This window comes from Actinosynnema sp. NPDC023794 (genome assembly GCF_040639675.1).
GTDB lineage: Bacteria > Actinomycetota > Actinomycetes > Mycobacteriales > Pseudonocardiaceae > Actinosynnema > Actinosynnema luteola.
The window spans coordinates 1-25,561 of the sequence record NZ_JBFAFR010000031.1 but is presented as its reverse complement, the minus strand read 5'-3'; the positions used below and the strand labels follow the sequence as shown (position 1 = coordinate 25,561).

At 70.6% G+C, this 25,561-nt stretch carries 30 protein-coding genes; 25 read left to right on the top strand and 5 right to left on the bottom strand.

The features are described 5' to 3' along the window. Nucleotides 1-39 precede the first annotated feature (39 nt). The 17 genes from AB0H12_RS37095 to AB0H12_RS37015 all read left to right on the top strand — a co-directional run bounded on the left by AB0H12_RS37095 (nucleotide 40) and on the right by AB0H12_RS37015 (nucleotide 15,028). On the top strand, nucleotides 40-945 hold the full coding sequence (locus AB0H12_RS37095) for a hypothetical protein (protein WP_499629355.1): 906 nt from the start codon (nucleotides 40-42) through the stop codon (nucleotides 943-945). Beyond that, on the top strand, nucleotides 942-1,391 hold the full coding sequence (locus AB0H12_RS37090) for an ABA4-like family protein (protein ID WP_499629352.1): 450 nt from the start codon (nucleotides 942-944) through the stop codon (nucleotides 1,389-1,391). Before AB0H12_RS37095 ends, AB0H12_RS37090 begins: the two co-directional genes overlap by 4 nt. An 83-nt stretch (nucleotides 1,392-1,474) precedes the next feature. Beyond that, nucleotides 1,475-2,695, top strand: coding sequence for a thiolase family protein (locus tag AB0H12_RS37085; protein WP_499629349.1), 1,221 nt, complete (start codon nucleotides 1,475-1,477; stop codon nucleotides 2,693-2,695). Continuing rightward, a complete protein-coding gene (locus AB0H12_RS37080) occupies nucleotides 2,692-4,803 on the top strand; it encodes a 3-hydroxyacyl-CoA dehydrogenase NAD-binding domain-containing protein (protein ID WP_499629346.1) in 2,112 nt (703 codons plus the stop codon). Before AB0H12_RS37085 ends, AB0H12_RS37080 begins: the two co-directional genes overlap by 4 nt. Before the next feature lie 525 nt (nucleotides 4,804-5,328). Further along, nucleotides 5,329-5,697, top strand: a complete 369-nt coding sequence (locus tag AB0H12_RS37075; protein ID WP_499629343.1) for a PE domain-containing protein — start codon at nucleotides 5,329-5,331, stop codon at nucleotides 5,695-5,697. 35 nt (nucleotides 5,698-5,732) lie between these two features. Beyond that, nucleotides 5,733-6,287: a DUF3558 domain-containing protein gene (locus tag AB0H12_RS37070; RefSeq protein WP_499629340.1), complete on the top strand. Its 555-nt coding sequence runs from the start codon at nucleotides 5,733-5,735 to the stop codon at nucleotides 6,285-6,287. A 31-nt stretch (nucleotides 6,288-6,318) separates the two neighbouring features. Continuing rightward, nucleotides 6,319-7,584 carry a PPE domain-containing protein gene (locus tag AB0H12_RS37065; RefSeq protein ID WP_499629337.1) on the top strand — a complete coding sequence of 422 codons (1,266 nt, stop codon included), beginning with the start codon at nucleotides 6,319-6,321 and terminating at the stop codon, nucleotides 7,582-7,584. Continuing rightward, nucleotides 7,581-8,375, top strand: a complete 795-nt coding sequence (locus AB0H12_RS37060) for an ESX secretion-associated protein EspG (RefSeq protein ID WP_499629334.1) — start codon at nucleotides 7,581-7,583, stop codon at nucleotides 8,373-8,375. Before AB0H12_RS37065 ends, AB0H12_RS37060 begins: the two co-directional genes overlap by 4 nt. A gap of 267 nt (nucleotides 8,376-8,642) precedes the next feature. Further along, nucleotides 8,643-9,326, top strand: a complete 684-nt coding sequence (locus AB0H12_RS37055; RefSeq protein WP_499629331.1) for a hypothetical protein — start codon at nucleotides 8,643-8,645, stop codon at nucleotides 9,324-9,326. Further along, nucleotides 9,323-9,649 carry a hypothetical protein gene (locus AB0H12_RS37050; RefSeq protein WP_499629328.1) on the top strand — a complete coding sequence of 109 codons (327 nt, stop codon included), beginning with the start codon at nucleotides 9,323-9,325 and terminating at the stop codon, nucleotides 9,647-9,649. Before AB0H12_RS37055 ends, AB0H12_RS37050 begins: the two co-directional genes overlap by 4 nt. Further along, on the top strand, nucleotides 9,646-10,410 hold the full coding sequence (locus tag AB0H12_RS37045) for a hypothetical protein (RefSeq protein WP_499629326.1): 765 nt from the start codon (nucleotides 9,646-9,648) through the stop codon (nucleotides 10,408-10,410). Before AB0H12_RS37050 ends, AB0H12_RS37045 begins: the two co-directional genes overlap by 4 nt. Before the next feature lie 89 nt (nucleotides 10,411-10,499). Continuing rightward, nucleotides 10,500-10,913, top strand: coding sequence for a hypothetical protein (locus AB0H12_RS37040; RefSeq protein WP_499629324.1), 414 nt, complete (start codon nucleotides 10,500-10,502; stop codon nucleotides 10,911-10,913). Nucleotides 10,914-11,104: 191 nt separating this feature from the next. Further along, the gene (locus AB0H12_RS37035) at nucleotides 11,105-11,461 is read left to right on the top strand and encodes an MGMT family protein (RefSeq protein WP_499629321.1); all 357 of its coding nucleotides are present in this window, start codon (nucleotides 11,105-11,107) and stop codon (nucleotides 11,459-11,461) included. Next, a complete protein-coding gene (locus tag AB0H12_RS37030; RefSeq protein WP_499629319.1) occupies nucleotides 11,458-12,342 on the top strand; it encodes a hypothetical protein in 885 nt (294 codons plus the stop codon). Before AB0H12_RS37035 ends, AB0H12_RS37030 begins: the two co-directional genes overlap by 4 nt. Continuing rightward, the gene (locus AB0H12_RS37025) at nucleotides 12,266-13,651 is read left to right on the top strand and encodes a plasmid pRiA4b ORF-3 family protein (RefSeq protein WP_499629316.1); all 1,386 of its coding nucleotides are present in this window, start codon (nucleotides 12,266-12,268) and stop codon (nucleotides 13,649-13,651) included. Before AB0H12_RS37030 ends, AB0H12_RS37025 begins: the two co-directional genes overlap by 77 nt. Nucleotides 13,652-13,805: 154 nt before the next feature. Beyond that, nucleotides 13,806-14,255, top strand: a complete 450-nt coding sequence (locus AB0H12_RS37020) for a hypothetical protein (protein ID WP_230571397.1) — start codon at nucleotides 13,806-13,808, stop codon at nucleotides 14,253-14,255. A gap of 44 nt (nucleotides 14,256-14,299) precedes the next feature. Beyond that, nucleotides 14,300-15,028, top strand: a complete 729-nt coding sequence (locus AB0H12_RS37015) for a DUF72 domain-containing protein (RefSeq protein WP_499629314.1) — start codon at nucleotides 14,300-14,302, stop codon at nucleotides 15,026-15,028. Nucleotides 15,029-15,055: 27 nt separating this feature from the next. Here the strand turns inward: AB0H12_RS37015 and AB0H12_RS37010 are convergent, their stop codons facing one another. Further along, entirely contained in the window at nucleotides 15,056-15,793 is a 738-nt protein-coding gene (locus AB0H12_RS37010) for an arylamine N-acetyltransferase family protein (RefSeq protein WP_499629311.1), read from the bottom strand. A 34-nt stretch (nucleotides 15,794-15,827) separates the two neighbouring features. Next, complete coding sequence (locus AB0H12_RS37005; protein ID WP_499629309.1) at nucleotides 15,828-16,502, bottom strand: hypothetical protein; 675 nt, start codon at nucleotides 16,500-16,502, stop codon at nucleotides 15,828-15,830. 60 nt (nucleotides 16,503-16,562) lie between these two features. On the opposite strand from AB0H12_RS37005, the gene AB0H12_RS37000 reads away from it, so the two are divergent. From AB0H12_RS37000 to AB0H12_RS36990, 3 genes are all read left to right on the top strand, one after another. Beyond that, a complete protein-coding gene (locus tag AB0H12_RS37000; RefSeq protein ID WP_499629307.1) occupies nucleotides 16,563-17,411 on the top strand; it encodes a DUF72 domain-containing protein in 849 nt (282 codons plus the stop codon). A gap of 66 nt (nucleotides 17,412-17,477) precedes the next feature. After that, nucleotides 17,478-17,843: a peptidase inhibitor family I36 protein gene (locus tag AB0H12_RS36995; protein ID WP_499629304.1), complete on the top strand. Its 366-nt coding sequence runs from the start codon at nucleotides 17,478-17,480 to the stop codon at nucleotides 17,841-17,843. Between the two features lie 122 nt (nucleotides 17,844-17,965). Then, entirely contained in the window at nucleotides 17,966-18,493 is a 528-nt protein-coding gene (locus AB0H12_RS36990) for a hypothetical protein (protein ID WP_499629303.1), read from the top strand. On the opposite strand, the gene AB0H12_RS36985 is transcribed toward AB0H12_RS36990, so the two are convergent. Continuing rightward, entirely contained in the window at nucleotides 18,453-19,670 is a 1,218-nt protein-coding gene (locus AB0H12_RS36985; protein ID WP_499629301.1) for a PP2C family protein-serine/threonine phosphatase, read from the bottom strand. The genes AB0H12_RS36990 and AB0H12_RS36985 overlap by 41 nt on opposite strands. Next, nucleotides 19,667-20,470, bottom strand: a complete 804-nt coding sequence (locus AB0H12_RS36980) for an alpha/beta fold hydrolase (protein WP_499629299.1) — start codon at nucleotides 20,468-20,470, stop codon at nucleotides 19,667-19,669. Before AB0H12_RS36980 ends, AB0H12_RS36985 begins: the two co-directional genes overlap by 4 nt. 107 nt (nucleotides 20,471-20,577) lie before the next feature. Between AB0H12_RS36980 and AB0H12_RS36975 the strand changes: the two genes are divergently transcribed. The 3 genes from AB0H12_RS36975 (at nucleotide 20,578) to AB0H12_RS36965 (ending at nucleotide 22,905) form a co-directional block, all read left to right on the top strand. Then, nucleotides 20,578-21,144 carry a DUF3558 domain-containing protein gene (locus AB0H12_RS36975; RefSeq protein ID WP_499629297.1) on the top strand — a complete coding sequence of 189 codons (567 nt, stop codon included), beginning with the start codon at nucleotides 20,578-20,580 and terminating at the stop codon, nucleotides 21,142-21,144. 82 nt (nucleotides 21,145-21,226) lie between these two features. Continuing rightward, nucleotides 21,227-21,862 (top strand): hypothetical protein, encoded by a 636-nt coding sequence (locus AB0H12_RS36970; protein ID WP_230571405.1) that lies wholly within the window; start codon nucleotides 21,227-21,229, stop codon nucleotides 21,860-21,862. Nucleotides 21,863-21,885: 23 nt separating this feature from the next. Then, on the top strand, nucleotides 21,886-22,905 hold the full coding sequence (locus AB0H12_RS36965; protein WP_499629294.1) for an ImmA/IrrE family metallo-endopeptidase: 1,020 nt from the start codon (nucleotides 21,886-21,888) through the stop codon (nucleotides 22,903-22,905). On the opposite strand, the gene AB0H12_RS36960 is transcribed toward AB0H12_RS36965, so the two are convergent. After that, nucleotides 22,895-23,710, bottom strand: coding sequence for an NAD(P)H-binding protein (locus AB0H12_RS36960; RefSeq protein ID WP_499629292.1), 816 nt, complete (start codon nucleotides 23,708-23,710; stop codon nucleotides 22,895-22,897). The two genes, AB0H12_RS36965 and AB0H12_RS36960, sit on opposite strands and share 11 nt — an antisense overlap. Before the next feature lie 80 nt (nucleotides 23,711-23,790). On the opposite strand from AB0H12_RS36960, the gene AB0H12_RS36955 reads away from it, so the two are divergent. Together AB0H12_RS36955 and AB0H12_RS36950 are read left to right on the top strand one after the other, a co-directional pair. Further along, entirely contained in the window at nucleotides 23,791-24,702 is a 912-nt protein-coding gene (locus AB0H12_RS36955) for an AraC family transcriptional regulator (RefSeq protein ID WP_499629479.1), read from the top strand. Further along, on the top strand, nucleotides 24,699-25,094 hold the full coding sequence (locus AB0H12_RS36950) for a nucleotide pyrophosphohydrolase (RefSeq protein WP_499629290.1): 396 nt from the start codon (nucleotides 24,699-24,701) through the stop codon (nucleotides 25,092-25,094). The genes AB0H12_RS36955 and AB0H12_RS36950 overlap by 4 nt, the downstream gene beginning before the upstream one ends. Nucleotides 25,095-25,561 lie beyond the last annotated feature (467 nt).

Genomic DNA, 25,561 nt, shown 5'->3' with positions numbered 1-25,561 from the left:
GATAGTAGAAAGTGCCGCTATCCATTCTAGGAGGCATCCATGTCCCGCGCCCTGCGTTGGCACCTGCCGCTGATGCTCTTCTCCCTGCTGATGGCCGCCACGACGGCCGTCTCCCTGGTCGGCCTGGTCGTCGACGACCGGATCCTGGTGGGGTCACCGATCTGGTTCAAGCCGTTCAAGTTCGCCGTCTCCCTCGGCCTCTACGCCGTCACGCTGGCGTGGATGCTCACCCTCGTCACGAGGTTCCGCCGGGTCGGCTGGTGGGCCGGTACGGTCATCGCGCTCGCCTCCGCCGCCGAGATGGCGATCATCGTGGGCCAGGTTCTGCGGGGCGCCCGGAGCCACTTCAACGTCGGCACCCCGTTCGACGAACTGCTGTGGGACATCATGACCTACAGCATCCTGACGCTCTGGATCATGCACGCGGTGATCGCCGTGACCTTGCTGTTCACCAGGTTCCGCGACCGCGCGACCGGGCTCTCCATCCGGCTCGGCCTGCTCCTCGCCCTCGTCGGCCTCGGCCTCGGCACCCTCATGACCGGCCGGGCCGACGACGAGGACGTCGCCGCGGGCATCGTGGGCGCGCACAGCGTCGGCGTGCGCGACGGCGGCCCCTACATGCCGTTGACGGGCTGGAGCACCGAGGGCGGCGACCTCCGCGTGCCGCACTTCGTCGGCATCCACGCCCTGCAGGTCGTCCCGCTGGCCGTGGCCGCATTCGGCCGGCGCGCGACCCCGAAGCTCGCCTGGGGCCTGACCACCGGCTACGCGGGCCTGATGGCCCTGGTCACGTGGCAGGCGCTGCGCGGGCAGCCGCTGCTGCGCCCCGACCTGCTCACCGCGCTGGGCGCGCTGGCCGTGGTGACCTGGACCGCCGCGGTGATCGCGAGGACCCTGCGGACGACCGACACGACCGACGACCAGAAGGAGGTCGTGCACGCATGACCGGGTTCCTCTTCCAGATCACGTTCTGGCTCACCGTCCCGTTCTGGGGCCTGATGATCTTCGCCCCGACCTCCGCCGTCACGAACCGGATCGTCTCGTCCCCGTTGATCGCGGTGCCCCCGCTGGTCGTCTACACCGTCCTGGTCGCCGCGCACCTGCCCGAGTTGTGGGCGACGATGAGCAGTCCGAACCTGGACACGCTGAGGGAGTTCCTGGCCACCGCGTGGGGCGCCTCGGCGGTCTGGGCGCAGGTGATCGCGTGGGACCTGCTGATCGGCGCGTGGATGCACCGGGAGGGCCGCCGCCTGGGGCTGCACCCGCTGCTCATGGGCCCGCTGCTGGTGCTGACGATCGTCCTGTCCCCGTTCGGGTTCGGGCTGTTCCTGGCCATCCGGGCGTTCTGTGACCGACCCGACAGGGCGACCACGGTGGTTACCGGCCAGTAACAGGGGCTAGAGTTGTGTTACCGATCGGTAGGAGTCGCGCCCGACCGCTCGGGCGAATCGTCACCACAAGCGGAGGAGACGCCGTGGCCGCACCAGTAGCGCCGGCACGCGTTCGGAACGTGGTCTTCGTGGACGGCGTGCGCACGCCGTTCGGCAAGGCCGGCCCCAAGGGAATCTTCGCGGAGACCCGTGCCGACGACCTGGTCGTCAAGGTGATCCGCGAGCTGCTGCGCCGCCACCCCGGGCTGCCGCCGGAGCGGGTCGACGAGGTGGCCATCGCCGCCACCACGCAGATCGGCGACCAGGGCCTGACCATCGGCCGCACCGCCGCGCTGCTCGCGGGCCTGCCCAAGTCGGTGCCCGGCTACGCCATCGACCGCATGTGCGCGGGCGCGATGACGGCCGTGACGACGTCCGCCAGCGGCATCGCGTTCGGCGCGTACGACGTCGTGATCGCGGGCGGCGTGGAGCACATGGGCCACCACCCGATGGGCGAGGGCGTCGACCCCAACCCGCGGTTCCTGTCGGACAAGATCGTGGACCCGTCCGCGCTCGTCATGGGCTCGACGGCGGAGAACCTGCACGACCGGTTCCCGCACATCACCAAGGAGCGCACGGACGCGTACGCGGCGGCGTCGCAGGCCAAGTACGCCGACGCGGTGAAGAACGGCAAGATCGGACCGGAGCTGGTGCCGGTCGCGACCCGTTCGACGGAGAACGGCTGGGGCCTGGCCACCGCCGACGAGCCGCCCCGCCCGGGCACCACGGTCGAGGACCTGGCCAAGCTGAAGACGCCGTTCCGCCCGCACGGCCGGGTCACCGCGGGCAACGCGGCCGGCCTGAACGACGGCGCGACCGGCTGCATCCTGGCCGAGGAGGAGACCGCGCGCGAGCTCGGCCTGCCGGTCGGCATGCGCCTGGTCGGCTACTCGTTCATGGGCGTCGAGCCCGAGGTCATGGGCGTCGGCCCGGTGCCGGCCACCGAGAAGGCGTTGCAGCGCGCGGGCCTGTCCATCGAGGACATCGGCCTGTTCGAGATCAACGAGGCGTTCGCGGTGCAGGTGCTCGCCTTCCTCGACCACTTCGGCATCGCCGACGACGACCCGCGGGTCAACCAGTGGGGCGGCGCGATCGCCACCGGCCACCCGCTGGCGTCCTCGGGCGTGCGCCTGATGACCCAGCTGTCACGGCAGTTCGCCGAGCGCCCCGACGTGCGCTACGGCATCACCACCATGTGCATCGGCATCGGCATGGGCGGGACTGTCATCTGGGAGAACCCGCACTGGAATGGGGAGAACAAGTGACCGCGTTGACCGCTGACGAGGCCAAGGCCCTGTTCCCCGACGAGGTCGTGACCCACGCCCGCACCCGGCTGGTCTCCGTGCCGGGTGTCGACGGCAAGGTCGCCCTCATCACCATCGACAACGGCCACGACCACACCCGGCCGTCCACGTTCGGCCCGCAGTCGCTGGTGAGCCTGAGCGCGGCGTTCGACGAGGCCGCGGCGGCGAACCCGGCGGCGATCGCGGTCACCGGCAAGCCGTTCGTCTTCGCCGTCGGCGCGGACCTGACGGCCGTGGAGGGCGCGTCCGAGCGCTCGCAGGCCGTGACGATCGGCCAGCTCGGCCACGACGTGTTCCGCAAGTTCACCGAGTCGTCCGTGCCGACCTTCGCGTTCCTCAACGGCGCGGTGATGGGTGGCGGCCTGGAGCTGGCGCTGTCGTGCCACTACCGGACGCTGGCGTCCAACGCGGCGGCCATCGCGCTGCCCGAGGTGTTCCTCGGCCTGTTCCCGGGCTGGGGCGGCACGCAGCTGCTGCCGAACCTGATCGGCGCGAACGACGCGGTCAGCGTGATCTTCGAGAACGCGTTGAACCAGAACAAGATGCTCAACCCGAAGCAGGCGCTCGACCTGGGCATCGCGGACGTGCTGTTCGACTCGGCGGACTACCTGGAGCAGTCGCTGCTGTGGCTGGCCTCCGTGGTGCGCGGCGACGTCGTGCCCGCTCGTCGTGAGATCGACCGCGGTGCGGGCTGGGACGCCGCCGTGGCGCGGGCTCGGGCGATCGTCGAGGGCAGGACCAAGGGCGCGGCGCCGGGTGCGCTGAAGGCGTTGGAGCTGCTGGAACTGGCCCGTGCCAACGACTTGGACGCCGGGTACGCGGCGGAGACCGAGGCGCTGGCGGACGTCGTGATGAGCGACGAGCTGCGGGCCGGGCTGTACTCGTTCAACCTGGTGCAGAAGCGGGCCAAGCGGCCGGCAGGCGCGCCGGACAAGTCGTTGGCGCGCAAGGTCACCAAGGTCGGCATCGTCGGCGCGGGCCTGATGGCGTCGCAGATGGCGCTGCTGTTCGCGCGGCGGCTGGAGGTGCCGGTGGTGCTCACCGACATCGACCAGGCGCGCGTGGACAAGGGTGTCGGGTACGTCCACGGCGAGATCGACAAGCTGCTCGGCAAGGGCCGTGTGTCGGCGGACAAGGCGAACCGGCTCAAGGCCCTGGTGAGCGGCTCGTTGGACAAGGCGGCGTTCTCGGACGCGGACTTCGTCATCGAGGCCGTGTTCGAGGACCTGGGCGTGAAGCAGAAGGTGTTCGCCGAGGTCGAGGAGTTCGTCTCGGCGGAGGCGGTGCTGGCTACCAACACGTCGTCGCTGTCGATCACCGAGATGGCGTCGGGCCTCAAGCACCCCGAGCGGGTCGTGGGCTTCCACTTCTTCAACCCGGTCGCGATCATGCCGCTGCTGGAGATCGTGCGCGCCGGGCAGACCGACGACGCGACGCTGGCGACCGCGTTCGCGGTGGGCAAGCAGCTGAAGAAGTCGTCCGTGCTGGTGAAGGACGCCCCGGCGTTCGTGGTGAACCGGCTGCTGACCCGGTTCATGGGCGAGGTCGTGAAGTCGATCGACGAGGGCACGCCGTTCGAGGTGGCGGACAAGGCCACCGAGCCGCTGGGCCTGCCGATGTCGCCGCTGATCCTGCTGCAGCTCGTCGGCCCCGCCGTCGCGCTGCACGTGGCGGAGACGATGAACGCCGCCTTCCCCGACCGGTTCGGCGTGTCGGAGAACATGAAGGCGTTCGTCGCCGCCGGCAAGACCGCCGTGTACCAGTGGGATTCGTCGGGCAAGCAGAGCGTCGACCCCGAGGTGCGGGCCTTGTGGTCGTTCGGCGACAAGCCGCTGACCGGTGACGAGGTCTTCGCGCGTGCGCTGGAGGCGTTGGCCGAGGAGATCCGGATCATGCTCGACGAGGGCGTGGTGGCGGAGGCGCAGGACATCGACCTGTGCATGATCCTGGGCGCCGGCTGGCCGTTCTGGCTGGGTGGCATCACCCCCTACCTGGACCGTTCGGGCATCTCGGAGAAGGTGACGGGCAAGCGCTTCCTGGCGCCCGGCGTCGCCTCCGTGCCTGCCTGATCCCCAGTCCCCTGCGCCCCGGCCGTCGTGCGACGGTCGGGGCGCAGTGCTTACCCCTGTCTGGCCACCCGACCCCGCCGCCTGAACCGCACCAACCGGTGACGACTCCGGATACACGATCAGATGGAATATCGACCGAGTTTCGAACAATTGTGCGCTCAACCGGCCGGTACCCGATCGGAGCCCGCGAGGTCCTGACAGTTGACAGTTCACCCGCCCGAGTCACTGCACCGAAATCGAGAGCTTCGACCGCGATGATCGAATCACACTCGGAGTAAGAAGGATCGAGCGGCCCAGCAGCCCGGATGCCGTAACCCTGGTCTACGTGGAAGCAGCCGGAACGCCAATTTCGCCTAATAGCGTTTACTTCACACGGGTGAACCCCCGAACGGTGCGTAACCGCCTGAGCCGATCAGGGGGCGCACGCGAAGTGCGGACCGCCGGGCCGCCACGCATGAGAACCTTATGCGCACAGTCACGTCCTGGACGTATATGTGAGCCATTCTCATAAGGGGGAAGGGCGCCATGCCGTATCAGCGCGTCAGCGGATCAGCAGGACCTCCTGCACCGCCAACGACGAGCATGCAGGTGGAACCGGAGAAGGTGTTGGACCTCATGGCGACCTACGAGGCTGTGCGCAACTCCGTGTCGGATTTCCTGCAGGCACAGGGAAATTCCCTCCGAGGGCGACCACTCGCCGATGACGAGGTCTCCGGGGACGCCGCCGGCGTGTTCACCGACCATTCGTCAGTCGCACTCGACGTCACCGAGAAGTTCCTCGCCGAACTGGACGCCAACATCGAGCAACTCCTCGCGGCGGCAAGGACCTACGGACTTGTCGAGGACGGCAACACCGATGTGATCCGCAAGATCCACGGGGTAGCCGACCGATGAGGCCTCGAATAGCGGAAGTCAGTCCTGTTCTCTGCGTGGCGGCGGTCGTCGTCCTCGTCGCCGGGTGCAACACCACCGCCGGTGTGCCACGCCCGGCGAGTGGCGCGGGCGCGTTTCCCGGCACTTCACCGTCCACGACCTCGGCCCCACCTCCGGAGCGCCCGCGCGAGATCGAGCTCCGCGGCGCAGAACCCTGCGGTCTGCTGACCGATGAGCAACTGCCCGCGTTGCGGATCGACAAGGCGGGACGACTCGTGGACAGCACCTTCTACCGGACCAAGGGCTGCTCGTGGACGGTCGTCGGGGCCAGCAGCCATCTCGTTCCCGTGACCGTCGAGGGCATCTCCGCGTGGACGGACGGCAAGAGGGCAGGCAGGGCGGCGGCGACCGACCCGGTGGTGGACTTCCCCGCCATCACGGTGACCTTGCCGAACGACGAAGGCCGCTGCGACGTGATGGTGGACACCTCCGAAAGGCAGTACCTGGCCGCGACGTTCTCGGTGCTGCCCACGTACGAGGACCGCTTCCCCGCGCCCTGCGACGGGGCGCGGAAGTTGGCGGAGGCGGCCATGGAGAACCTGCTGAAGTGAGGGGGCGGCAATGGGGACCTGGGAGCACGACTTGGGCAGACGTCGGACGGACGGGAGCATCGGGAACCACAACTTCGACGCGCAGTCGCACCGGCAGCTGTACGAGAAGATCCACGGAGGTCCCGGCTACCCGGCGGCCCAGACCGTGGACGACGCCTGGACAGAGTTCCTCGACGTGATGAAGACCGCCCGCAGCGAGCTGGAGACGGCGATCCGCGAGTCCGGCGCGGTGTGGCAGGGCGCGGCCGGGGAACGGTTCACCAGCGGCAACGCACCCTTGGTGCAGTGGGCCGACGACGCCCGCACCGCCGCGATCGTCACCCGCGCGTCTTTGGAGTCGCAGGCCCTGTCCTACGTGGACGCGAAGGGCAGGATGCCGGAGCCGGTCGAGGTCACCTCGACCGCCAACGACGACTTCTGGGGCGTCCCCGCCGGATTCACGCACCTCGTCGGCGGCCAGACCGACCAGGACTTCCAGGAAGCGCGGGCGCAGGAGGCCAAACGCCTGGCCGTCGCGGTGATGAACGGCTACCGCGACCGGGCGTCCGCGGCGGTGGACTCGCTCGGCGAGTTCGTGCCGCCGCCATCGGTCGCCACGCGGGTGGTCGAGCCCGCCGCCGTCGAGCGGGACGAGGTCCGACAAGCGCAGATCACCACGCCCCGACGCACGGCGTCCGTTCCTGGCGAACCCGGCTACGTCGAGCCAGGGGCTTCCGCTGTGACCGGGCCGCATGACGTCGACCAGACCGGCACTTCCGCTGCGGCACCACCGCACGAGACCTCTTCCCGTCCGACCCCCGGCACGGTCACGACGCCCTCGCACGCGTCCGCTCCACCGGCCACCACGCCGGTCGGCGTCCCGCTGACGAACCGGCCCGCCGCGCCCGTGAACTCCTTTCCCGGGGTGCCCGGAAGCCCCGGGAAGGCGGCGAAGGGCGGCACGTCGCGCGGCTTCGGCGGAGGCACGAGCGGACGTGTGGCCGCAGGAGTGGGCGGAGTCGGCGCGAAACCGTTCTCCCCCGGAGGCAACCCGGCCACCCCTGCACCCGGCCCTGGCGGGTTGACGGGCACCGGCGACGACCCCCACACCAACCGCCCGGCCGCCGCGCCCGCACGCGGCCCGGGTGCGGCGGCCGGTCCGCCCGCGACAGGACTGGCCGGTACCCCGCAGGCCGCCAAGGGCGAAGACGACCGTGAGCACCAGACCGCGCCCTACCTCGAGGAGCTGGACGACGTCTGGGGCGAGGACAGCGTCCCGCGGGTCGCGCCGCCGGTGATCGGGGAAGACGACTGGTGACGGTCACGCTGTCCCGGTTGGAGTTCGAGCTGTGCTGGGACCACCTGCGACCGGGCGACTACCCCACGATCCTGTCCATCCCCTCCCACGGCACCACCCTGGACGAACGCCGAGCGCTCTTCCAGGACGCGTGGCGATCCCTGGAGTCACGGGGCCTGGCCGCACGGGGCGGACTCGACGCACGCCTCGCCGACTGGCTGACCCTGCTCGCCGCTCCCGAGCGCGAGGTCGACGCACGTCTGCGCCTGGACGGAGGCCCCCGCGTGCGCGCGGTCGCCGCCGCCGGACGCGGGCGTGCCGTGCTGGCCGTCCTCACCGCCGAAGGGCTCAGCCTGGCCGGCATCGACGAGACCGCGCTGGTCGCGTCGGTGGTCGGCCTCCTGCCACCGCACCCGGCACCCCGCTCGCGGTCGGTCAGCGTGCTCGCCGACGACCTCGACCGCGCTGCCGCGGTGGCGGGGCAGTCGGCGTCACGCCTGGAGAACGCGCTGCGGGACAGCGGCCTCGCCCGTGTCGACGCGCAGAAGATCGGCCAGGTGCTCGGCGGCGTGACGCGCATGGGCCAGTTCGGCGCCGCGGCCAGGACCGCGCGGCAGGGACACCTGGGGCCTCGGCGGCGCGGCCCGTACGCGGTGTCGTTCTACGACACCGCCGAGGGCCGGTGGCAGTTCACCCGCCGACCGTCGCGCGACGGCCGGGAGTGGGCGACGCTGAGCCCCGCCGACCAGCCCCGGCTCGTTCACGCCGTGTCGGAACTGCTCGCGTCGACCGACGCGGTCTCGGCTCGCTGACCTTCGGCGGGCTCCTGGTCGACCTGGTTGGTCAGGAGTTCCGCCATCGTCATCTGCTCGACGGGCTTCTCGGGCGTCACCGGTTCAGCCTAGGGCCGCGACCGGGGTCGCAGCACACCGATGCCCCGGTGGGGAGTGCTGGTGAACAGCTCATCCCAACGGGTGCTCGGCGCGGATCTCGCGGGGAACGACGCGAGTTCGCGCACGGATCACCTCATCACGATCGCTACCGTTCGAGATCATCGATCACCGACCGTTAGGGGAGACGTGGGCGGCACATTCAGGTTCGGCTTCGAGGACGGCGATGAAGGGGACCGGCCGCCACGACCGTCCCGGGAGGACCAGCGGACACGGCAGGACCTGCTGACGGGGCAGGACCCGAACGGCGTGGTCACCGTGGCGGTCAACGACGAGGCGGAGGTCCAGTCGGTGACGATCGCCGCGCGGTGGCGCCAGTCGGTCGACCCGCGCGCCCTCGGCCCGGCGGTGGCCCAAGCGGCGAACGCCGCGACCGTGCGGGCGTTGGTGGAACAGGCCGAGCGACCGGCGGAGCCTCCACCACGGCAGCCGCCACCACCCCCGTCTACCGAGCGCATCACACCCGAGCAGGCGTTGCGGCTGATGGACGCCGTCGGCGCCGACCTGGCCCGGTACGCGCAGCGCACGGTCGAGGTCGTGGACCGGCCGACGACCGCGGAGAGCCGAGGCGGTCACGTGCGCGGCACCACCCACCGCGGGCAGGTCATCGGGATCGAGGCCGACCCGGCCTGGACGCACACGGCCCGGGTGACCGAGATGCAGCAGGAGTTCCTCGAAGTGCTGAGGAACCTCCATGCCCGGACCGTCCCGGCCGACGTCGCACAGGGGCCGCAGAGCCCCGCCATCACCGAACTCACCGCTCTGCTGAGCGATCCGAACACACTGCTGCGCCGAATGGGGTTGCTGCCATGACCGACATCTCCGTCGCCCTGGAAGCCATGCGGTCCGACGCCACGGCGTGGGCGACCGCAGCCGACAACCTCGACGGCCCCCGCTCCGCGCTCGGCGGGCTGGCCCTGACCGGCGCCGACGTGTCCATGTGGGCGGTCGACCGGGGTCTGGACCGCACCTACAACGACGCCCGTGACGCCTTGGAGGACATGCTCGCCCAGGCGACCCAGGCGTTCCGCTCCCTCAGCGAGAGCCTGCACGCGGCGGCGAACACCTACGAAGCCGAAGAGGAAGCGAACCGGCACGCCATGAACAGCATCCACACCGACGGTGGTGGCCGGTGAACCCGCTCGTGCAGGAGGCGCACCGGCAGACCGGGAGGATCGACGAGGAGAGCAGGAGGTTCTTCGAGCAGGTCAACAGCGTCATGAGCTGGGTGCCCGCGCCGCTGGAGTACCTCGTGGATCCGATCGTCCGCAACATGGCGCTGCTCGACAAGAAGCTGCGCGAGTTCTGGGACCGGGTCAACCAGCTGTGGGACCAGCCGGGCGACTCCGACCGGCTCAAGCGGGTCGGCGAGCAGTGGGTGTCGCGGGTGGGCGACGCGCTGGGCGACGTCGCCGGCACGATCGGGCCGGACAAGCTCCGCGCCACGATCGAGTGGGAGGGCCGCGCGGCCCGCGCCTACGAGGCGACGGTGCCGCCCCAGGCCGCCGGGCTCGACTCGATCAAGGACATCGCCGGGCAGATGCGCTCGTCGCTCACCAGCCTGGCGAACTCGATCGACATGTTCTGGACCGCGATGGGATTGGCGTTCATCGGGTTCGCCGTCGCCATCGCGGGTGCGGTGGCCGCCGCGTTCACCGTGGTGGGCATCCCGGCGGCGATCGGCGTCATCCTCACCGCGGCGGCAGCCGCGTTCGGCCTCATCGCCGCGACGATCATGGCGCTGGAGTCGCACGTCAACACGATCGAGGTCGAGCAGGCCGCGATCCGGCAGAAGGTCCGGGACCTCGGCTCGACGTGGACGATGCCGAACACCGCGGACATGGCCGACGCGAGCGTCACGGACGGCGACCGCTCGGACTGGCGGCCCGACTCGTGACGCACCCGGGTCCGCGGTACCTCCGGATACCCGCCGCCCGTGTCCACGAGATCAAGGGCAGGTGCGCCGTCCTCGCGGCGGTGGGTCTGGTGGCCTGTCTGGCGCTCGCCTCGGCGATCGTGGGGTTCGGGCGAGCCCTGCCCACCGCCCACCACCCGATCAACACCTTGGTCTGGATCACGGGAAGCGCCTCCGTGACGGCGCCGTTCCTGTCCTCGATCAGCATCGGGATGGCCCGGTCCTACGCGTGGGGCGAGCAGTTCGACGTCTTCCGGATGTGGCAGGCCAGGCGCGCGTTGACGGGCGGCTGGGTGAGTTCGACGCTGTTCGTCCCGGTGTCCTGGTTCCTGCTGGTGATGACGGCGCGCAGCGGCGCGAGCCCGGTTGGGTTCACCGGTGGGGTGTGGGCTTACCTGCTCCTGCTGGCCGCGCCGGCCGTGGTGGCGGGCGTTCTCGCTCACGTTGGACGTGCCGTCTTGCCGGCTGCGGTCGCGCCTCGCTGATCTCCGGTTCCCGACGACGTCGTGGTCGCGGAACTCCGTCAGGCCGTCGCGTCCTGACGGAGTTCCCGTCGCGGTGGGGCGCGAAGGAGATCCGGGAACGCGGCCGGGCGCTCGCCGAGCGTGCGCTGCGCATCTGGCCAGGACCCACGGACGCGGCGGACACCACGCCGGTCGAGCCTCTGTGGTGGCGGATGAACCAGATCCTCGCCTGCATCCCGCCCGGCCGGTGGACCAGCTACTCCGACGTGGCCGAGGTGATCGGCAGCCACCAGGTCACCGTCGGGGCGCGGCTCGGCAGCGTGGAGATCCCCAACGCGCACCGGGTGCTCAGGTTCAGCGGCGAGATCTCGCCGGACTTCCACTGGGCCGACCCGAACCGCACCGACGACCCCAGGGACGTCCTGAGGGCCGAGGGGGTCAGGTTCGACGGCAAGGGACGGGCATCCGCCGAGCAGCGGCTGACCGCCATCGAGCTGGCAGTGCTCGCGGACCTCGACGTCGACGTTCCCGAAGTCGAGGCGGAGATCGAGAAGCAGGTCGACCAGTGACGCCGAACATCCTGGTCGCCCCCTCCTACGGCAAGCCCAGCGCCAGGAGGCACTTCCACGACACCATCGCGGGCTGGGTGCCCTTCGCCGACGACGAGCGCGGTCCGCTGCTGACCGACGAGGAGCGAGAACACCTGCTCGCCCTGCACCCGTCGGGTGTCGCTCACTTCTGGGGCGCGACCGAGGGCCACGCCGACATGATGAAGCAGTTGCGGCGCGGCGACGTCGTCCTCTTCACCGGGGACAACAAGGTGAAGGCCTATGGCGAGGTCGGATACGTGTTCCGCAACCAGAAGTTCGCCGACAAGCTGTGGTGGAAAGAGGGCGACACGGACAGCTTCGTCCACGCCTACAGCGTCGTCAACGTGCGCATGGTCGAGCGGCCCAAGAGCGACCTCGTGACGCTGTGCGGGTACAAGCCGGGCTACGAGTTCCCCGGTCAGCGGTTCCTGCGGGCCGAGGACGTGCCGAAGGTGCTCATTCGCCACCACCTCGGATGCCACCGTACCGATCGGACTCTTCCGTCACGACTCGCGTCGCGAATTCCCGCCACTCGACGCGCCTCTCGCCACGACGCCCTCGAACGTCGGCTGTCCCACCAGTGCATCGACGATCACCGCGAAAACGTCACAGGACCGCGAGCTCCACGCGCCGGTCCGGCGCACTGGCGCCCCGGGCGGGCCCCGACCGGGACCTCCGGCGACCCAGCGCATTGTCGAGGGATGTTCGGGTACGAGGACCTTGGACAGCAGGCCGAGCCCAGCCGGCACGATAGGGCGGGTGTCGAACGACAGCCTGCCGACCTTGTCCGATCTGCGTGCCATGCTGGTCTCCGAAGGCGCTCCCGAAGAAGTCCTCCGTCTGGTCGACGACTCCGGTGACGTGGACGAGGCCGTACGACGCCTCGTCGAAGCGGGCGCGCTGGAAACACCCGAACTCGCGCTGGCCGGGATTCTCGGGGGTTTCTCGCCGTTGCTGGAGGCGGGCTGCGGCCCGTTGGACGCCGAGCTGTCCGTCGCGGAGTTCCTGGGGCTGCTCGCGCAGGACCTCGATCCCGAAGACGTCCCGGCGGCACTGACCGCGTTGATCGGGGACGCCGAGGTCACCGGAACGCCGGAGGCCCTGGCGATGGCTCGGGTGCTCGCGGTGTTCGCGCCGGAACCGGTGCGGGCGCTGGCCCGCGAAGCGGGTGACCGGCTCGTCCGCGGCGGTCTGGTCGAGCCGGGTTGGGTGAAGGCGGTCGGCAAACCCACCGTCGGCGCGTGCTTCGGTTACGCCGACGCGCACGGAGCGCAGGAAGGGCTGGCGATGACCTTCGCCTACGGGCGCAAGGCGCACGCCGTCGTCGTGCTGATCGACCACGACCTTGGCGGTGGGGTGAAGGACTGCTTCGTCAGCGACCAGCCGAAGGCGATCAGGGCCGGCTACGTCCAGGCCGCCGAGCAGCACGGCATCGTGTTCCTCGAGTACACGCCCGGGCAGGCACGAGTGATCGTGGCCGACGCGCTGGACCGTGGGCCGTGCCCGGTTGAGCCCGACCAGATCGAGGACGTGACGACGAACCTGGCCCTGCTGCGACAACGGGTGGAGCTGCTACCGGAACCCGAGCCGACACCGGCCGACACGCGCGTGCACCGGCTGAAGGTGTCGCTGCGCGGGGCCAAGCCGCCGATCTGGCGTCGTCTGGAGGCGCCGTCCACGACGCCATTGGTGCGGCTGCACCGGACCCTCCAGGACTCGTTCGAGTGGGAGGGCTACCACCTGTGGGTCTTCGAGACCCCCGGTGGGCGGTACGGGACGCCCGACCCGGAACTGGAGTACGGCGACGCCACCACCGTGACGCTCGCCGACGTCGCCGGGAACCCGAAGGACCGCTTCGGCTACCTCTACGACTTCGGCGACGGCTGGGACCACGACATCGTGGTCGAGGACATCGTCACCGCCGAGCCCGGAACCGCATATCCCCGCTGCGTGACCGGTCGACGAGCAGGCCCGCCGGAGGACTCCGGCGGCATCTGGGGTTACGCATACCTGTGCGAGGTGCTGGCCGACCCCGACCACCCGGAGCACCAGGAGCGGGTGGAGTGGCTGGGGCTGGACGACCCCGCCGACTTCGACCCGGCCTACTTCGACCCGGATGAGGTGAACGCCCTGCTCTCACACCGGGCGAAGGTCCTGGTCAAGGAATAAGCGCCGCGGGAGTTGCGGCACGAAGTGCTGCACCCTGCTTCCACGAGCGCGGTGGCGTCTCTGAGTGGGCGGGCGCTACGGCACGCGGGTGCTTTGGCCGCGCAGGCGGGTGAGGGGTGCTCACGACGGTTCGCGACGCACGATCTTGAGAGTCATGTCGCAACGACGAAGAGCGCGCGCCCGCCGTCCCAGGCCCGATCCCGTGCGCGTGGAGGAGTTGGTGGCCTACCTCCGCGCCGACCGCGCGTGGCGGGACGAGGTGGCCAAGCGGCTTGTGGCGAGGCTGGACCAGAGGCTCGTGCGGTCGGCGCGGGCGTACGGGTGTCGGCCCATCGCGCACGTGGCGGAGGAGTTGGACAGCCAGGCGTGCGTCGACCTCGGGCCCGGTGTGCCGTACCAGCTCGCCAAGGCGGTGTACGGGCAGGTGCGGTTGCGGGGTGCCGCGAGGTTGCGGCAGACGGCGCGCAGCCTGCGGGTGCTCGGCGTGTACCTGTGCGGCAACGACTTGGCCGGGTGCCCGTGCACGGAGGCGTTGGCGCGTGATCCGCAACAGGCGCGGGTCGATCGCGTGGTGAGTGGCGCGTTGGACGGCGCGGGCTTCTAGCCGAACACGTTTGGGTGGTCACACCGATGGGCAACATCGTCACCGTGGGCAAGATCCGAATCGGCACATCCGGCTGGCTTTATCCCGAGTGGCGCGGCAACTTCTACCCGCGCGGGTTGCAACAGCGGCTGGAATTGCAGTTCCTGTCACGGCGCCTCGACACGGTCGAGATCAACGGCTCCTTCTACGGGCTGCGCAAGCCGACGGACTTCAAGTCGTGGTTCGAACGCACCCCCGAGAACTTCGTGTTCGCCGTCAAAGGCCATCGGGAGATCACGCACACGAAGCGATTACGCGACGTCGAGAAGGACGTGGAGGAGTTCTTCGAGTCCGGCGTCCTCGACCTCGGGCCGAAGCTCGGGCCGGTGCTGTGGCAGCTGCCGCCGACGCTGCCGTGGCGGCCCGAGCGGCTCGCCGCGTTCCTGGAACTGCTACCCGACCCGCCGGTCCGGCACGCGCTCGAAGTCCGGCACCCGAGCTGGGACACGCCCGAACTGGTGGAGCTGTTGGCACAGCACGACGTCGCGCTCGTCGTCGCCGAATCCGCGGGCCGCTTCCCGGAACCGCGCGAGCTCACCACCGACTTCGTCTACGCCCGCCTGCACGGCGACGAAGAGCTCTACGTCAGCGCGTACTCGGACCCGGCCCTGGACCGCTGGGCTTCACGGTTCCGCGAGTGGTCGGCCTCGCGCGACGTGTACGTCTACTTCGACAACACGATGGGCGGCGCCGCGCCGTTCGACGCCCTCGCGCTCGCCGAACGCCTCGGCTGAGCCGAGCCGCGGTCAGCCGAGGCACGGTCAGCCGAGCCGGGGCACGCGGTCCAGCACGACGCCGAAGTGCTTGGCGTAGGCGTCCAGCAGCGCGTCGTCGTCCAGCTCCTCGATCACCTTGTCGTCACCGGTCGTCGTGATCAGCTTGTTCTCCGCGATGGTGATCCGCCCGGTCGCCGTCGGCAACGAGCACGTCGCACCGCGCCGGAACGGCGACTCCGGCCACGTCTGCTGGTACCAGCACGTGGCGCGGAACTCCTCCAACGCACGCGGGCGCAGTTCGAGGCGGTACTGGGGAACGCCGTCGAACAGGACGTCCACGTCCCCCTCGTGTGTGTCGACCATCCGGAACGCACCGGCGGGATCGTGCTGGTCCTCCCGGCTGACGAGGTCCAAGGGCCGCAGGCTGAACCGCCCGAAACCGACGTCGACGAGCAGATCGCCCACGCGCAACGCCATGTGGTCGAACGGCGGGCCGTACGCGCCGTCGTTGAACACCTTGGCCGACAGCATCCGCACGTCGTGTCCCAACGCCCTCAACAGCGCCGCGAACGCGCCGTTGAGCTCGTAGCAGAACCCACCGCGTCGCCGGGTGACGATCTTGTCCACCAACAGGTCCTCGTCGAGCACGATCGCCTCGCCGAGGTGGATGCTCAGGTTCTCGAAGGGCACCGAGGCGACGTGCAGTTCGTGCAGCTCGACCAGGGTGCTCGCGCGCGTCGCGCCGATCCTGGCCAGGTAGGCGTCAAGTGTGCGGTCGTCCATGCGCACCAACTTGCACCTTCGAGTGCGGTGGAGGTCAAGGCCACCGAGCGGCGACCGAGCCGTCGTCGCGCACGAGGAACACCGACAGGCGCATCGCGGTGACCGTCGTCTCGATCGTGCGCAGCAACGAACGGTAGGTCGGCACGTCCGGGAACGCGAACGCCACATCGTCATCGGGGTGCTCCTGCCGGAGCTGGAGCACCTTCACCACCGCACCCGCGAACCACACCCGTGCCCGGGTGGCCGGTTGGGTCGGTTTGGCCTCGTGCACCCGTCGGGGGTCGGCGTAGGACGTCGAGGGGTAACCCTTCACCTCGACGTGCAGCAGCGTTCCGGCGCGTTCGGCTCGAATGTCGGTGCCGCGCTCGCGGGCGGCGGTGTCCGCGACCCGCAACACCCGCCACCGCTCACCCACCAACCAGGAGACCACCCGATCCTGGACAGCGGCCTCCGACCGGTCGACCACGTCTCGCGGTGGGGCCGTCAAGCGCCTGGACGGCCGGGTGGGCGTGGGCTCTTCGGGGTCGAGCAGGCGGTTGCGGATGGGTCGGGCGAAGTCGTCCCGCGCGATGCGCCCTTCGCTGGCCAACTGGCGGCAGTAGATGTTCGCCTGCGAGTGGTTGGTGTGCAGCGTGGCCGCGATCTCACCGTCGCTGAGCCCTTCCGGGTGCTCGGCGAGCAGTTGGGGAACGCGGTCGGCGAATCCCACACCGGCATGGTCCCACCGGCTCGCGGGGTACGCCGGAGATCATCCGGGTACCCCGCCGACGTGACGGGCGAGGTGCGGATCGGGACGTCGGGCTGGGTGTACCCGACCTGGCGCGGCGCGTTCTACCCGGAAGGCCTGGTGCAGCGGCGGGAGTTGGAGCACATTTCCGGGCTCCTCACGTCGGTCGAGTTGAACGGCTCCTTCTACTCCCTGCAACGCCCCTCCAGCTACCGGACGTGGGCACGGCAGACGCCGGACGACTTCGTGTTCGCGGTCAAAGGCGGCCGGTTCATCACCCACCTCAAGCAGTTGCGCGACGTGGAGACCCCGTTGGCCAACTTCTTCGCCTCCGGCGTGCTCGCGCTCGGCCCCAAGCTCGGACCGGTGCTGTGGCAGCTGCCCCCGACGACCGCCTACGACCCCGACCGGCTGACCACGTTCTTCGACCTCCTCCCCCGCACCACGACCGCCGCCGCCGAACTCGCCGAACGGCACGACGACCGCCTGCCGGACGAACGCGCCTGGACCACCGCGGACGCCGACCGACCACTGCGGCACGCGCTGGAGGTCCGGCACCCGACGTTCCAGGTCCCGGAGTTCCACGACCTCCTCCGCGCGCACGGGATCGCGCTGGTCGTCTCCCACTCCGCCGACCGGTTCCCCTACCTGGAGGACGTCACGGCGGACTTCGCGTACGTGCGGCTGCACGGCAACCAGGCCCTGTACGTCGGCAGCTACACCGACGACGAACTGGACGAGTGGTCCGCGAAGATCCGCGCCTGGGCCGCCGACCACGACGTCTACGCGTACTTCGACAACGACACCGACGCCGTCGCACCGCACGACGCCCTCCGCCTCGCCGAACGCCTCGCCCTGCCGAAACCCGGACCTGCCCACACAATCAGGTGAACGGCGGTCGCCGGGACCCCACACCACCGCCGACCACAGCACCCTGGAGCGGTGGAGGTGACCTCGATGACGACCCTCGGCCTCGTGACCGCCCTGGCCCTCACCACCGGAGCCCTGGCGTCGAGCGGCACGGCGGTGGCGCGGCAACCCGACCCGACCTGCGACCGCGGCGAGTTCTGCGTGTGGTCGGGCGCCCGGTACACCGGCGACGCCCACCGGCTCGACCTGGAGTCCGCGAACCCGCGCGAGTGCATCCCGCTGCCCGACGGCTTCGTGGCGCGCTCGTTCGTGAACAACCTGACCAGGGACACCTCGGTCTACCAGCGGGTGACGTGCTCGACCGAGGCCGAGTTCACCACCTACCCGGGCAAGGGCACCTACGTGCCGGACGCTCCTTTCGTGGTCAGGGCGATACAGGTCTGGGAGCCGTAGACCGACCCGGACACCGACTACTTTCCGAACCTGGTTGACTACCCGCTGCAAGGATGTCGGGCCCGGTGGCGCCCACCGGCTCACCACCGACATGAGGTCGTCCCGACCGGATTGGCAGAACCGTGAGCTACCCGCCGCCGCCCCTACCACCTCGGTACCTGTGGATCCCGGCGCCGCACGCGCACCGGATCCGCACGAGGTGCCGACGGGTCGCCCTGCTGCTGATCACGGCCTGCCTCGTGCTGATCCCGCTGCTCGCGCTGCTCGGCGGTCAACTGCCTCCCGCGTACCCGGCGCTCGGCGTCTTCAGCTGGTCGCTCGTGGGCAGCAGCATGGTCATGGTGGTCCTGGCGGGCGTCTTCCTCCTCGCGGCTCGACGCCACGTGTCGGCCGAGCACCTCGACCTCCACAAGGTGGGCGAGTTGCGCTCGGGGATCGTCGTGGCGTGGACGTCGTCGCTCTTCATGACGGTGTTCGCCTTCGGCGGCCTGGCGCTCGGGCTGTCGTCGGCGCCGCTCAGCAGGGACGCCCGCGCCCTCTCCTGGCCTGGCGCGTGGACGCTCATGCTCCTGCTGGCCATGCCGTTCGTGCTCGCCACCGTCGCCCTGATCACGGGCCGACGGCTGCTCGGACCGCCCGTGCGCCGCTGAGCCGACGAGTCGGGACGCCGATCGCGAGCACCGCCGTGTCGTCCTCGACGCCGTTGCCCAACCGGTCGAGCAGGCCGACGAGCGCGTCCACCGCCCCCGCCGCGGAAACCGGTGGCAGGGTGGTCGCGAACGCCAGCAGCTCCTCCTCGCCGTACCGGGTGTCCGGGCCGGTCCTGGCCTCGATCAGGCCGTCGGTGTACAGCACGAACGTGTCGCCGGCGGTCAGGTGGACGGTCGTGGTGACGACCCGCGCATCCGGCAGGATCCCGATCAGCTGACCACCGGGCATCTCGACGTACTCGACCGTGCCGTCGGCCCGCAGCAGCAGACCGGGCGGGTGACCGCCGGCCGCGAGGGTGAGCGCGCAGCGGTCCTCCTCGACGGTCAGCACACCGAACGCCACGGTGCAGAAACGCGTGCCCACCTCCTGGTTCAGCACGGTGTTGAGGTTGGTCAGCACGGCGACCGGGTCGGGGTCGTACACGGCCGCCGAACGCAGCGTGTAGCGGGTCAGGGACGTCACCACCGCCGCGTTCGCGCCCTTGCCGCACACGTCGCCGAGGAACACCGCCCACCGGCCGTCCGCCAGCGGGAACAGGTCGTAGAAGTCGCCGCCCACCTCGAACGGTGACGCGTGGTGGTAGTGCGTCGCCGTCTCCACGCCCGGCACGGCGGGCAGCACCGGCGGCAGCAGGGTCCGCTGGAGGGTCGTCGCGAGCCGCCGGATCTCGTCGCGCTCCCGCTCCGCCTCCTGCCGGGCGCGCAGCAGCTCCCGCTCGTACGCACGGCGGTCGCTCGCGTCGAACACCGTGGTGCGGATCAGCAACGGCTCACCGTCACCGCTCGTCTTCACGGTGGAGTTCACCAGCACCGGCAACCGCGTGCCGTCGGCCGCGACCATCTCCAACGCCACGCCGCCGACCTGGCCCTGCATCCGCAGCAACGGCGCGAAGTGCGTCTCGTGGTACAGCTTGCCGCCGACGCTGAGCAGGTCCGCGAACCGCAGCCGACCCACCAGCTGCACGCGCTCGTACCCCAGCCACCGCAGCAGCGTCCCGTTCACCTTCGCGATCTGCCCGTCCAACATGGTCGACAGGTAGCCGCACGGCGCGTTCTCGTAGAGGTCCTCGGCGCTGTCCTCCAACAACGCCGAGAACGCCTCGCGGTCGCCCGTCACGCGCCCTCCGCCACGAACCCGGCGATCGCCGTCGCGGTGGCCTCGGGCGCGCTGAGCTGCGGGCAGTGGCCCGTGGCCGAGAGCGTGACGAGCCTGCTGCCGGGGATCCGCGCGTGGACGTACGCGCCCACCTCGGGCGGCGCGATGACGTCCTGCTCGCACTCCAGCACCAGCGTCGGCACGGTCACCCGGTCCAGGTCCGCCCGGTTGTCGGACAGGAACGTCGTGCGGGCGAACACCCGCGCCACCTCGGGATCCGTGCGGCAGAAGCTGTTGGTCAGCTCGGCGGCGAGCTCCGGCCGGTCGGCGTTGCCCATGATCACCGGGGCCATCGCCGCCGACCAGCCCAGGTAGTTGCTGTCCAGCGAGTCGAGCAGCTCGTCGATGTCGGCGGCGCTGAACCCGCCCCGGTAGTCGACGTCGTCGATGTACCGCGGCGAGGGCGTGACCAGCACGAGCTTGGCGAACGTCGCGGGCTCCGCGGCCACGGCAAGCACCCCCACCATCGCCGACACCGAGTGGCCGACGAACACCACGTCGCGCAGGTCGAGGTCGTGACAGATGTCCAGCACGTCCCGCGTGTACCCGTCGAGCGTCGAATAACGCCGCGCGTCCCACGCGGACGGGTCGGACCGGCCCGCGCCGACGTGGTCGAACAGCACGACGCGGCACGTGGCGGCGAGCGCGGGCGCCACCAGCCGCCACATGGTCTGGTCGCACCCGAAGCCGTGCGCGAGCATGACGACGGGACCGCCGGCGTTGCCGGTCACGACCACGTTGTTCCTGCGCCGCGCATCCACCACGTCATCCTTCCACTTCCCCGGGCGCGGAACCCCGTTCCGGGCGACGGCGTCACACCTGACGTCGATCGTCGGCGGAAAGCAGCGGAACAGGGGAAGCCCGAGCCATGCGTCGATCCCTCGCCGGTGTTCTGGTGGCAGTCGCCCTCACGGCGGCGTGCAGTCCCGCGGCGCCGGTCGAGCCCGCCTCGTCGGAGCCCGCACCCACGTCGCAGTCCAGCCCTCCTCCCACGTCACAGGTGACGCGGCCCCGGGAGGTCAGGCTGGAGGCCGAGCAGCCGTGCCTGCTCCTGACCGAAGCGCAACGCGCCGAGCTCCTCGTCGGGGGCGAGGGCAAGCCCCTGCCCATCAAGACATACGAGACGACGGGCTGCAACTGGACCTCGGCCGACGCGAGCTACACCCTCGTCCCGGTGACCGCGGAGGGCATCGAGGCCTGGACCGGCAACGAGCGCGCGGCCAGGTCGGAGGTCACCGACCCGGTTCGCGGCTTCCCGGCGGTCACCGTCACGATCCCGTCGGACACCGCCTCCTGCGACGTCATGGTGGACACGGCGGCAGGGCAGTACCTGGTCGCGTCGTTCACGGCGAAGCGCGATTCACCGGACCTCGCGCAGCCGTGCGACGGAGCGCGGCGGTTGGCCGAGGCGGCCGTGCTGAACCTGGCGGGCTGATCGGCGCGCACGGGTCGGGGTCGGAGGCGGTCGGGTCGTCGGTGGGGTCGGATTGTCGGTGGTCGGCGCTACCGTGCCGGGTATGAGGATGTCGAACGCCACCGAGCTGACCGCCGAGCACCACGCCCAGCTGGCGGAGCTCGGCCTGCGCACCGACCACCTGGACGAGGCGATCTGGGCCGGGGTCGACGCCCGTGCCTCCGCGCCCCCGCTCGGGCCGACCAACGGCGCCGGCCTGCTCGACTGGATCCACCGGGTCGGCAGACTCCGCGAAGTCCTCGTGGCGGAGGGCTGGACGCGGGTCGACAAGTGGAACGCGGGCCTCGTCCAGCACCCCACCAAGCCGGTCGTGCTCGGCACGCTCCAGGGCAACCGCCACACCGGCACGCCCGGCGCACCCCTGCGCAGCGACTACGCCAAGGGCCCGGCCATCGCCGCCATGATGCGCGGCAACGACAGCGACCAGTTCACCCTCTTCGACTCCCTGCACACGCACGAGTGGAAGCTGTGGTTCCTGGTCACCTACCCCCAGCAGGAAGGCGAACGGCTGGTCGTGCTGCGCGAGGTGGCGCAGCCGGAACCCACGCCGCAGGGCCAGGTCGTCGACCGGTGGGCGCGCCGGATCACGTTGCCGCCCTTGGTCTTCGGCCCGCTGCCCACGCCGCGCGATCCGCACGGCCCGGACGAGGTGGACGTCACCGTCACGCCACGCCGGTAGGCGGGTGCGAGAATGGCGCGATCATGCTCACGCCCTCCCGCCTCGTCCTCGCCCGGACCCGCCGCGGCCTCACCGCGGTGGAGCTGGCGCGCAAGGCGGGCACGAGCCCGGCGAGCATCGGCGACTACGAGCACGGCCGCCGCCAACCACGACCGGCCACCACCGCCAGGCTCACCGAGGCCCTCGGCTTCCCGCCGGGCTTCCTCGAAGCCGACGACGTGCCGGAGATCGAGGTCGCGTTCACCAGGCCGGCCGCCAAGCGGCAACGGGACGCCGCGATCGGCGCCGCCCGCCTGGCCATCGGCTTCGACGGCTGGCTGACGCGCGCGTTCACGTTCCCCGAGCCGGACGTGCCGACGTGGGACCACCCCGACCCGGAGACGGCGGCCGAGGTGCTGCGCGCCCGCTGGGGCATCCCGCACCGGCCCGCGCCCAACATGGTGCACCTGCTGGAAGCGCACGGCGTCCGGGTCTTCTCCCTGCCGCCGGACTGCGCGGGCGTCGGTCCGTTCTCCTGCCGCCACGCCGGCACCCCGTACGTCTTCCTGGACCCGACGGTCGCACCGGGTCAGGCCCGCCTCGACGCGGCGCGCGAGCTCGGGCGGCTGACCGGGTCGTCGGACGCGCAAACGTTCGCCACCTCGTTCCTGCTGCCGCGCGCCGGTGTGCTGGCCGCCGTGGCCCGAGGCCCGCTCACCGAGCACGTCGTCGCGCACAGCGCCGCCTGGCACGTCGACCCGGTGACCCTGGCGCACCGCTTGCGCGACCTCGGCCTGCTGACGCGGCCCCAGCACGCGACCGTGTGCGCCCAGCTGGCCCGCCGCACGGTCGGGATGGCCCACCGCGAGACGTCCCAGCTGCTCGCCAAGGTCTTCCGCGTCCTGCGCGCCCAGGGCACCACCCCGCACGGCGTCGCCCGCGAGCTCCTGCTGGACGTGGAGGAGCTGAACGGGCTGGTGTTCGGCCTCGTGCTCACCGCCCTGCCGGGTCAAGGCGACCCCGGCCAAGCGGCCAGGCCGAACCTCACCCTCGTCAGGGAGTGACCCAGCTCCCGGCCGCCTCCTTCACGTAGTCGCCGAACAGCCGCCCGTCGTGCCCGAGCACGGACGGCACCCCGTCGGACAACGCGGCGTCGTGGCCGTCGCGGATCGCGGTCAACGACATCGTCAGCACCTCCGCGTACGCGCTCTCGATGCCGCCCTGCACCAACATGCCGGTGTAGTCGGCGGCAGGCACGTCCGTGATGCGGATCGAACGACCCGACGCCTCACCGATCCGCGCCACCACCTCGGCGAACGTCAACGCCTCCGGCCCGGACAGCTCGTAGGTGACGCCCGCGTGCCCGTCCTGCGTCAACGCCGCCACCGCCACGTCGGCGATGTCCTGCGCGTCGATGAACGGGTGGCCGCCGTTGCCGTTGCCGGCGCCCGCGGGCAGCACGACCTCGCCGGCCAGGATCTCCGGCAGGAAGTAGTCCTCGCTGAAGTTGTGCGAGAACCACGTCGGCCGCAGGATCGTCCAGTCCACACCCGACTCCCGCACTGCTCGCTCGCGGCCGTCGTCCGTCGGGATGCCGCGCGCCGAGAGCAGGACGATCCGCCGCACACCCGCCGCCACGGCTTGCGGCACGAACTCGACCAACTCGGCGTCGTCGAGGTTCATCGCGAGCGGCACGAGGTAGACGGCGGTGGCGCCGTCGAGCGCGCGCGCCCAGGTGGACGGGTCCGACCAGTCGAAGGGGATCTCCGTGCGGCGGGACACGGCACGGTAGTCGACACCGAGGGCATCGAGGGAGGAAACGACACGGCGACCGGTCTTGCCGGTCGCGCCGAGCACCAGGATTGTCATGCCACAAGACAATCAAGATCGTGCTGGGCGGAACATGGCTCACCGTCCCCGATGCATGTTCAATCGTCTACGTGGATGACATGGACGCGCTCACCGATCTCCTGCGCGGCTTGCGCGCGCATCGTGCCGACGTGTGCCGCTCGTTCGCCTCACCGCCGTGGGCGCTGGCGTTCACGGAGACGCGGCCGTTCACGCTCGTCGCCGCCGTGCGGGGTGACACCTGGCTGCTCGCCGAGGACGGGACGCAGGTCCTGCTGCGACCGGGTTCGCTCGGCCTGATCCACGGACCGCAGCGGTTCGTCCTGGCCGACGACCCGTCCACGCCACCGCAGCTCGAAGTCCGCGAGGTGGACTGCGACCAGTGGCTCGTCGGCACCCGCACCTACGGCCTCGTCGGCGACGGCGACGCGCTCGTGATCACCGCCGCCTACTCGGTCGACGGTGGCGTGGCGGCGCGGCTGCTGAACGCCCTGCCCACGGCCTTCGTCGTGACGTGCGACGACGAGCACTGCCCCACGGTGGACGTGCTGGCCGCGGAGGTGGCGAAGGACCAGGCCGGGCAGGACATCGTGCTCGAACGACTGCTCGACCTCCTGCTCGTGTACGCGCTGCGCGAATGGTTCGCCCGGCCCGAGGCGAACACGCCCGCGTGGTACCGGGCGTTGGGTGACGAGACCGTCGGCCCCGCCCTGCGCGCGATGCACGACGAGCCGCAGCGTGCGTGGACCGTCGCGGAACTCGCAGCGCGCGCAGGGGTCTCACGGGCGGCGTTGGCGCGCCGGTTCACCGCACTGGTCGGCGTGCCGCCGCTGACGTACCTGACCCAGTGGCGCATGGACGTCGCCGCGGACCTGTTGGGCAAGCCGGACGCCACGGTCGAGTCCGTGGCACGTGCGGTCGGCTACGGCGACGGGTTCGCGTTCAGCACGGCGTTCAAACGGGTACGCGGCGTGCGGCCCAGCGACCACCGTGTGGTAGCTCTGCGGGCATGAACTCTGCGGGTACGGATTCAGCGGGTACTGATCCAGCGGGCAAGGGTCTGGAAGACCTGCGGGACGCGCTGCGCCGGTTCGCCGCCGCGCGTGACTGGGACGAGTACCACACCCCGAAGAACCTGGTGATGGCGTTGTCCGGGGAAGTCGGCGAGTTGACCGACCTGTTCCAGTGGCTCACGCCCGAGCAGGCCGCACACGCGATGGACGACCCCGAGTTGGCGTGGAACGTCCGTGACGAGCTGGCCGACGTCATGCACTACCTGGTGCGGTTGGCCGACAAGTTGGACGTCGACCTCGTCGAGGCCGCGTTCGCCAAGATCGAGCGCAACGAACGCCGTTTCCCGACAGGTGACCTGAAGCCCGTTGAAGTCTCGAAGCCAGTCGAGTGACGCCGCATCAGACGTAGGTCAACAACAACAAGATCAAAGCGACGAGGACCACGACGCCGAGAACGGCGGAAGCCCACATCGGTGTGTCCGACGACGACGGGCGGGCACGGACGTGCCTGCCTCTTCGTCTCGTTTGTCTGCGTGCGTGCCATGGCACCGACGCCTCCCTCGTCCATCCACCGCTGCTCATGCCGGCTACGGTATGGACGATCAACCCCGGCAAACCGCGCGTCACCCGGTCGCGCCAGGCGCGTCGCCCGAATAGCGGTCGAGGCCGCCGGAAAGTGACGGTTCGCCGTCACGTGGAAAGGGTTCGCGGTCGCGTGGAAATCTGCGCCCGAACGCCAAAAAACCCTCAGGGGCACTCGAGTGAACGAGTGCCCCTGAGGGTGAAGTATGTTCGGCGGCGTCCTACTCTCCCACACCCTCACGAGTGCAGTACCATCGGCGCTGGAAGGCTTAACTAC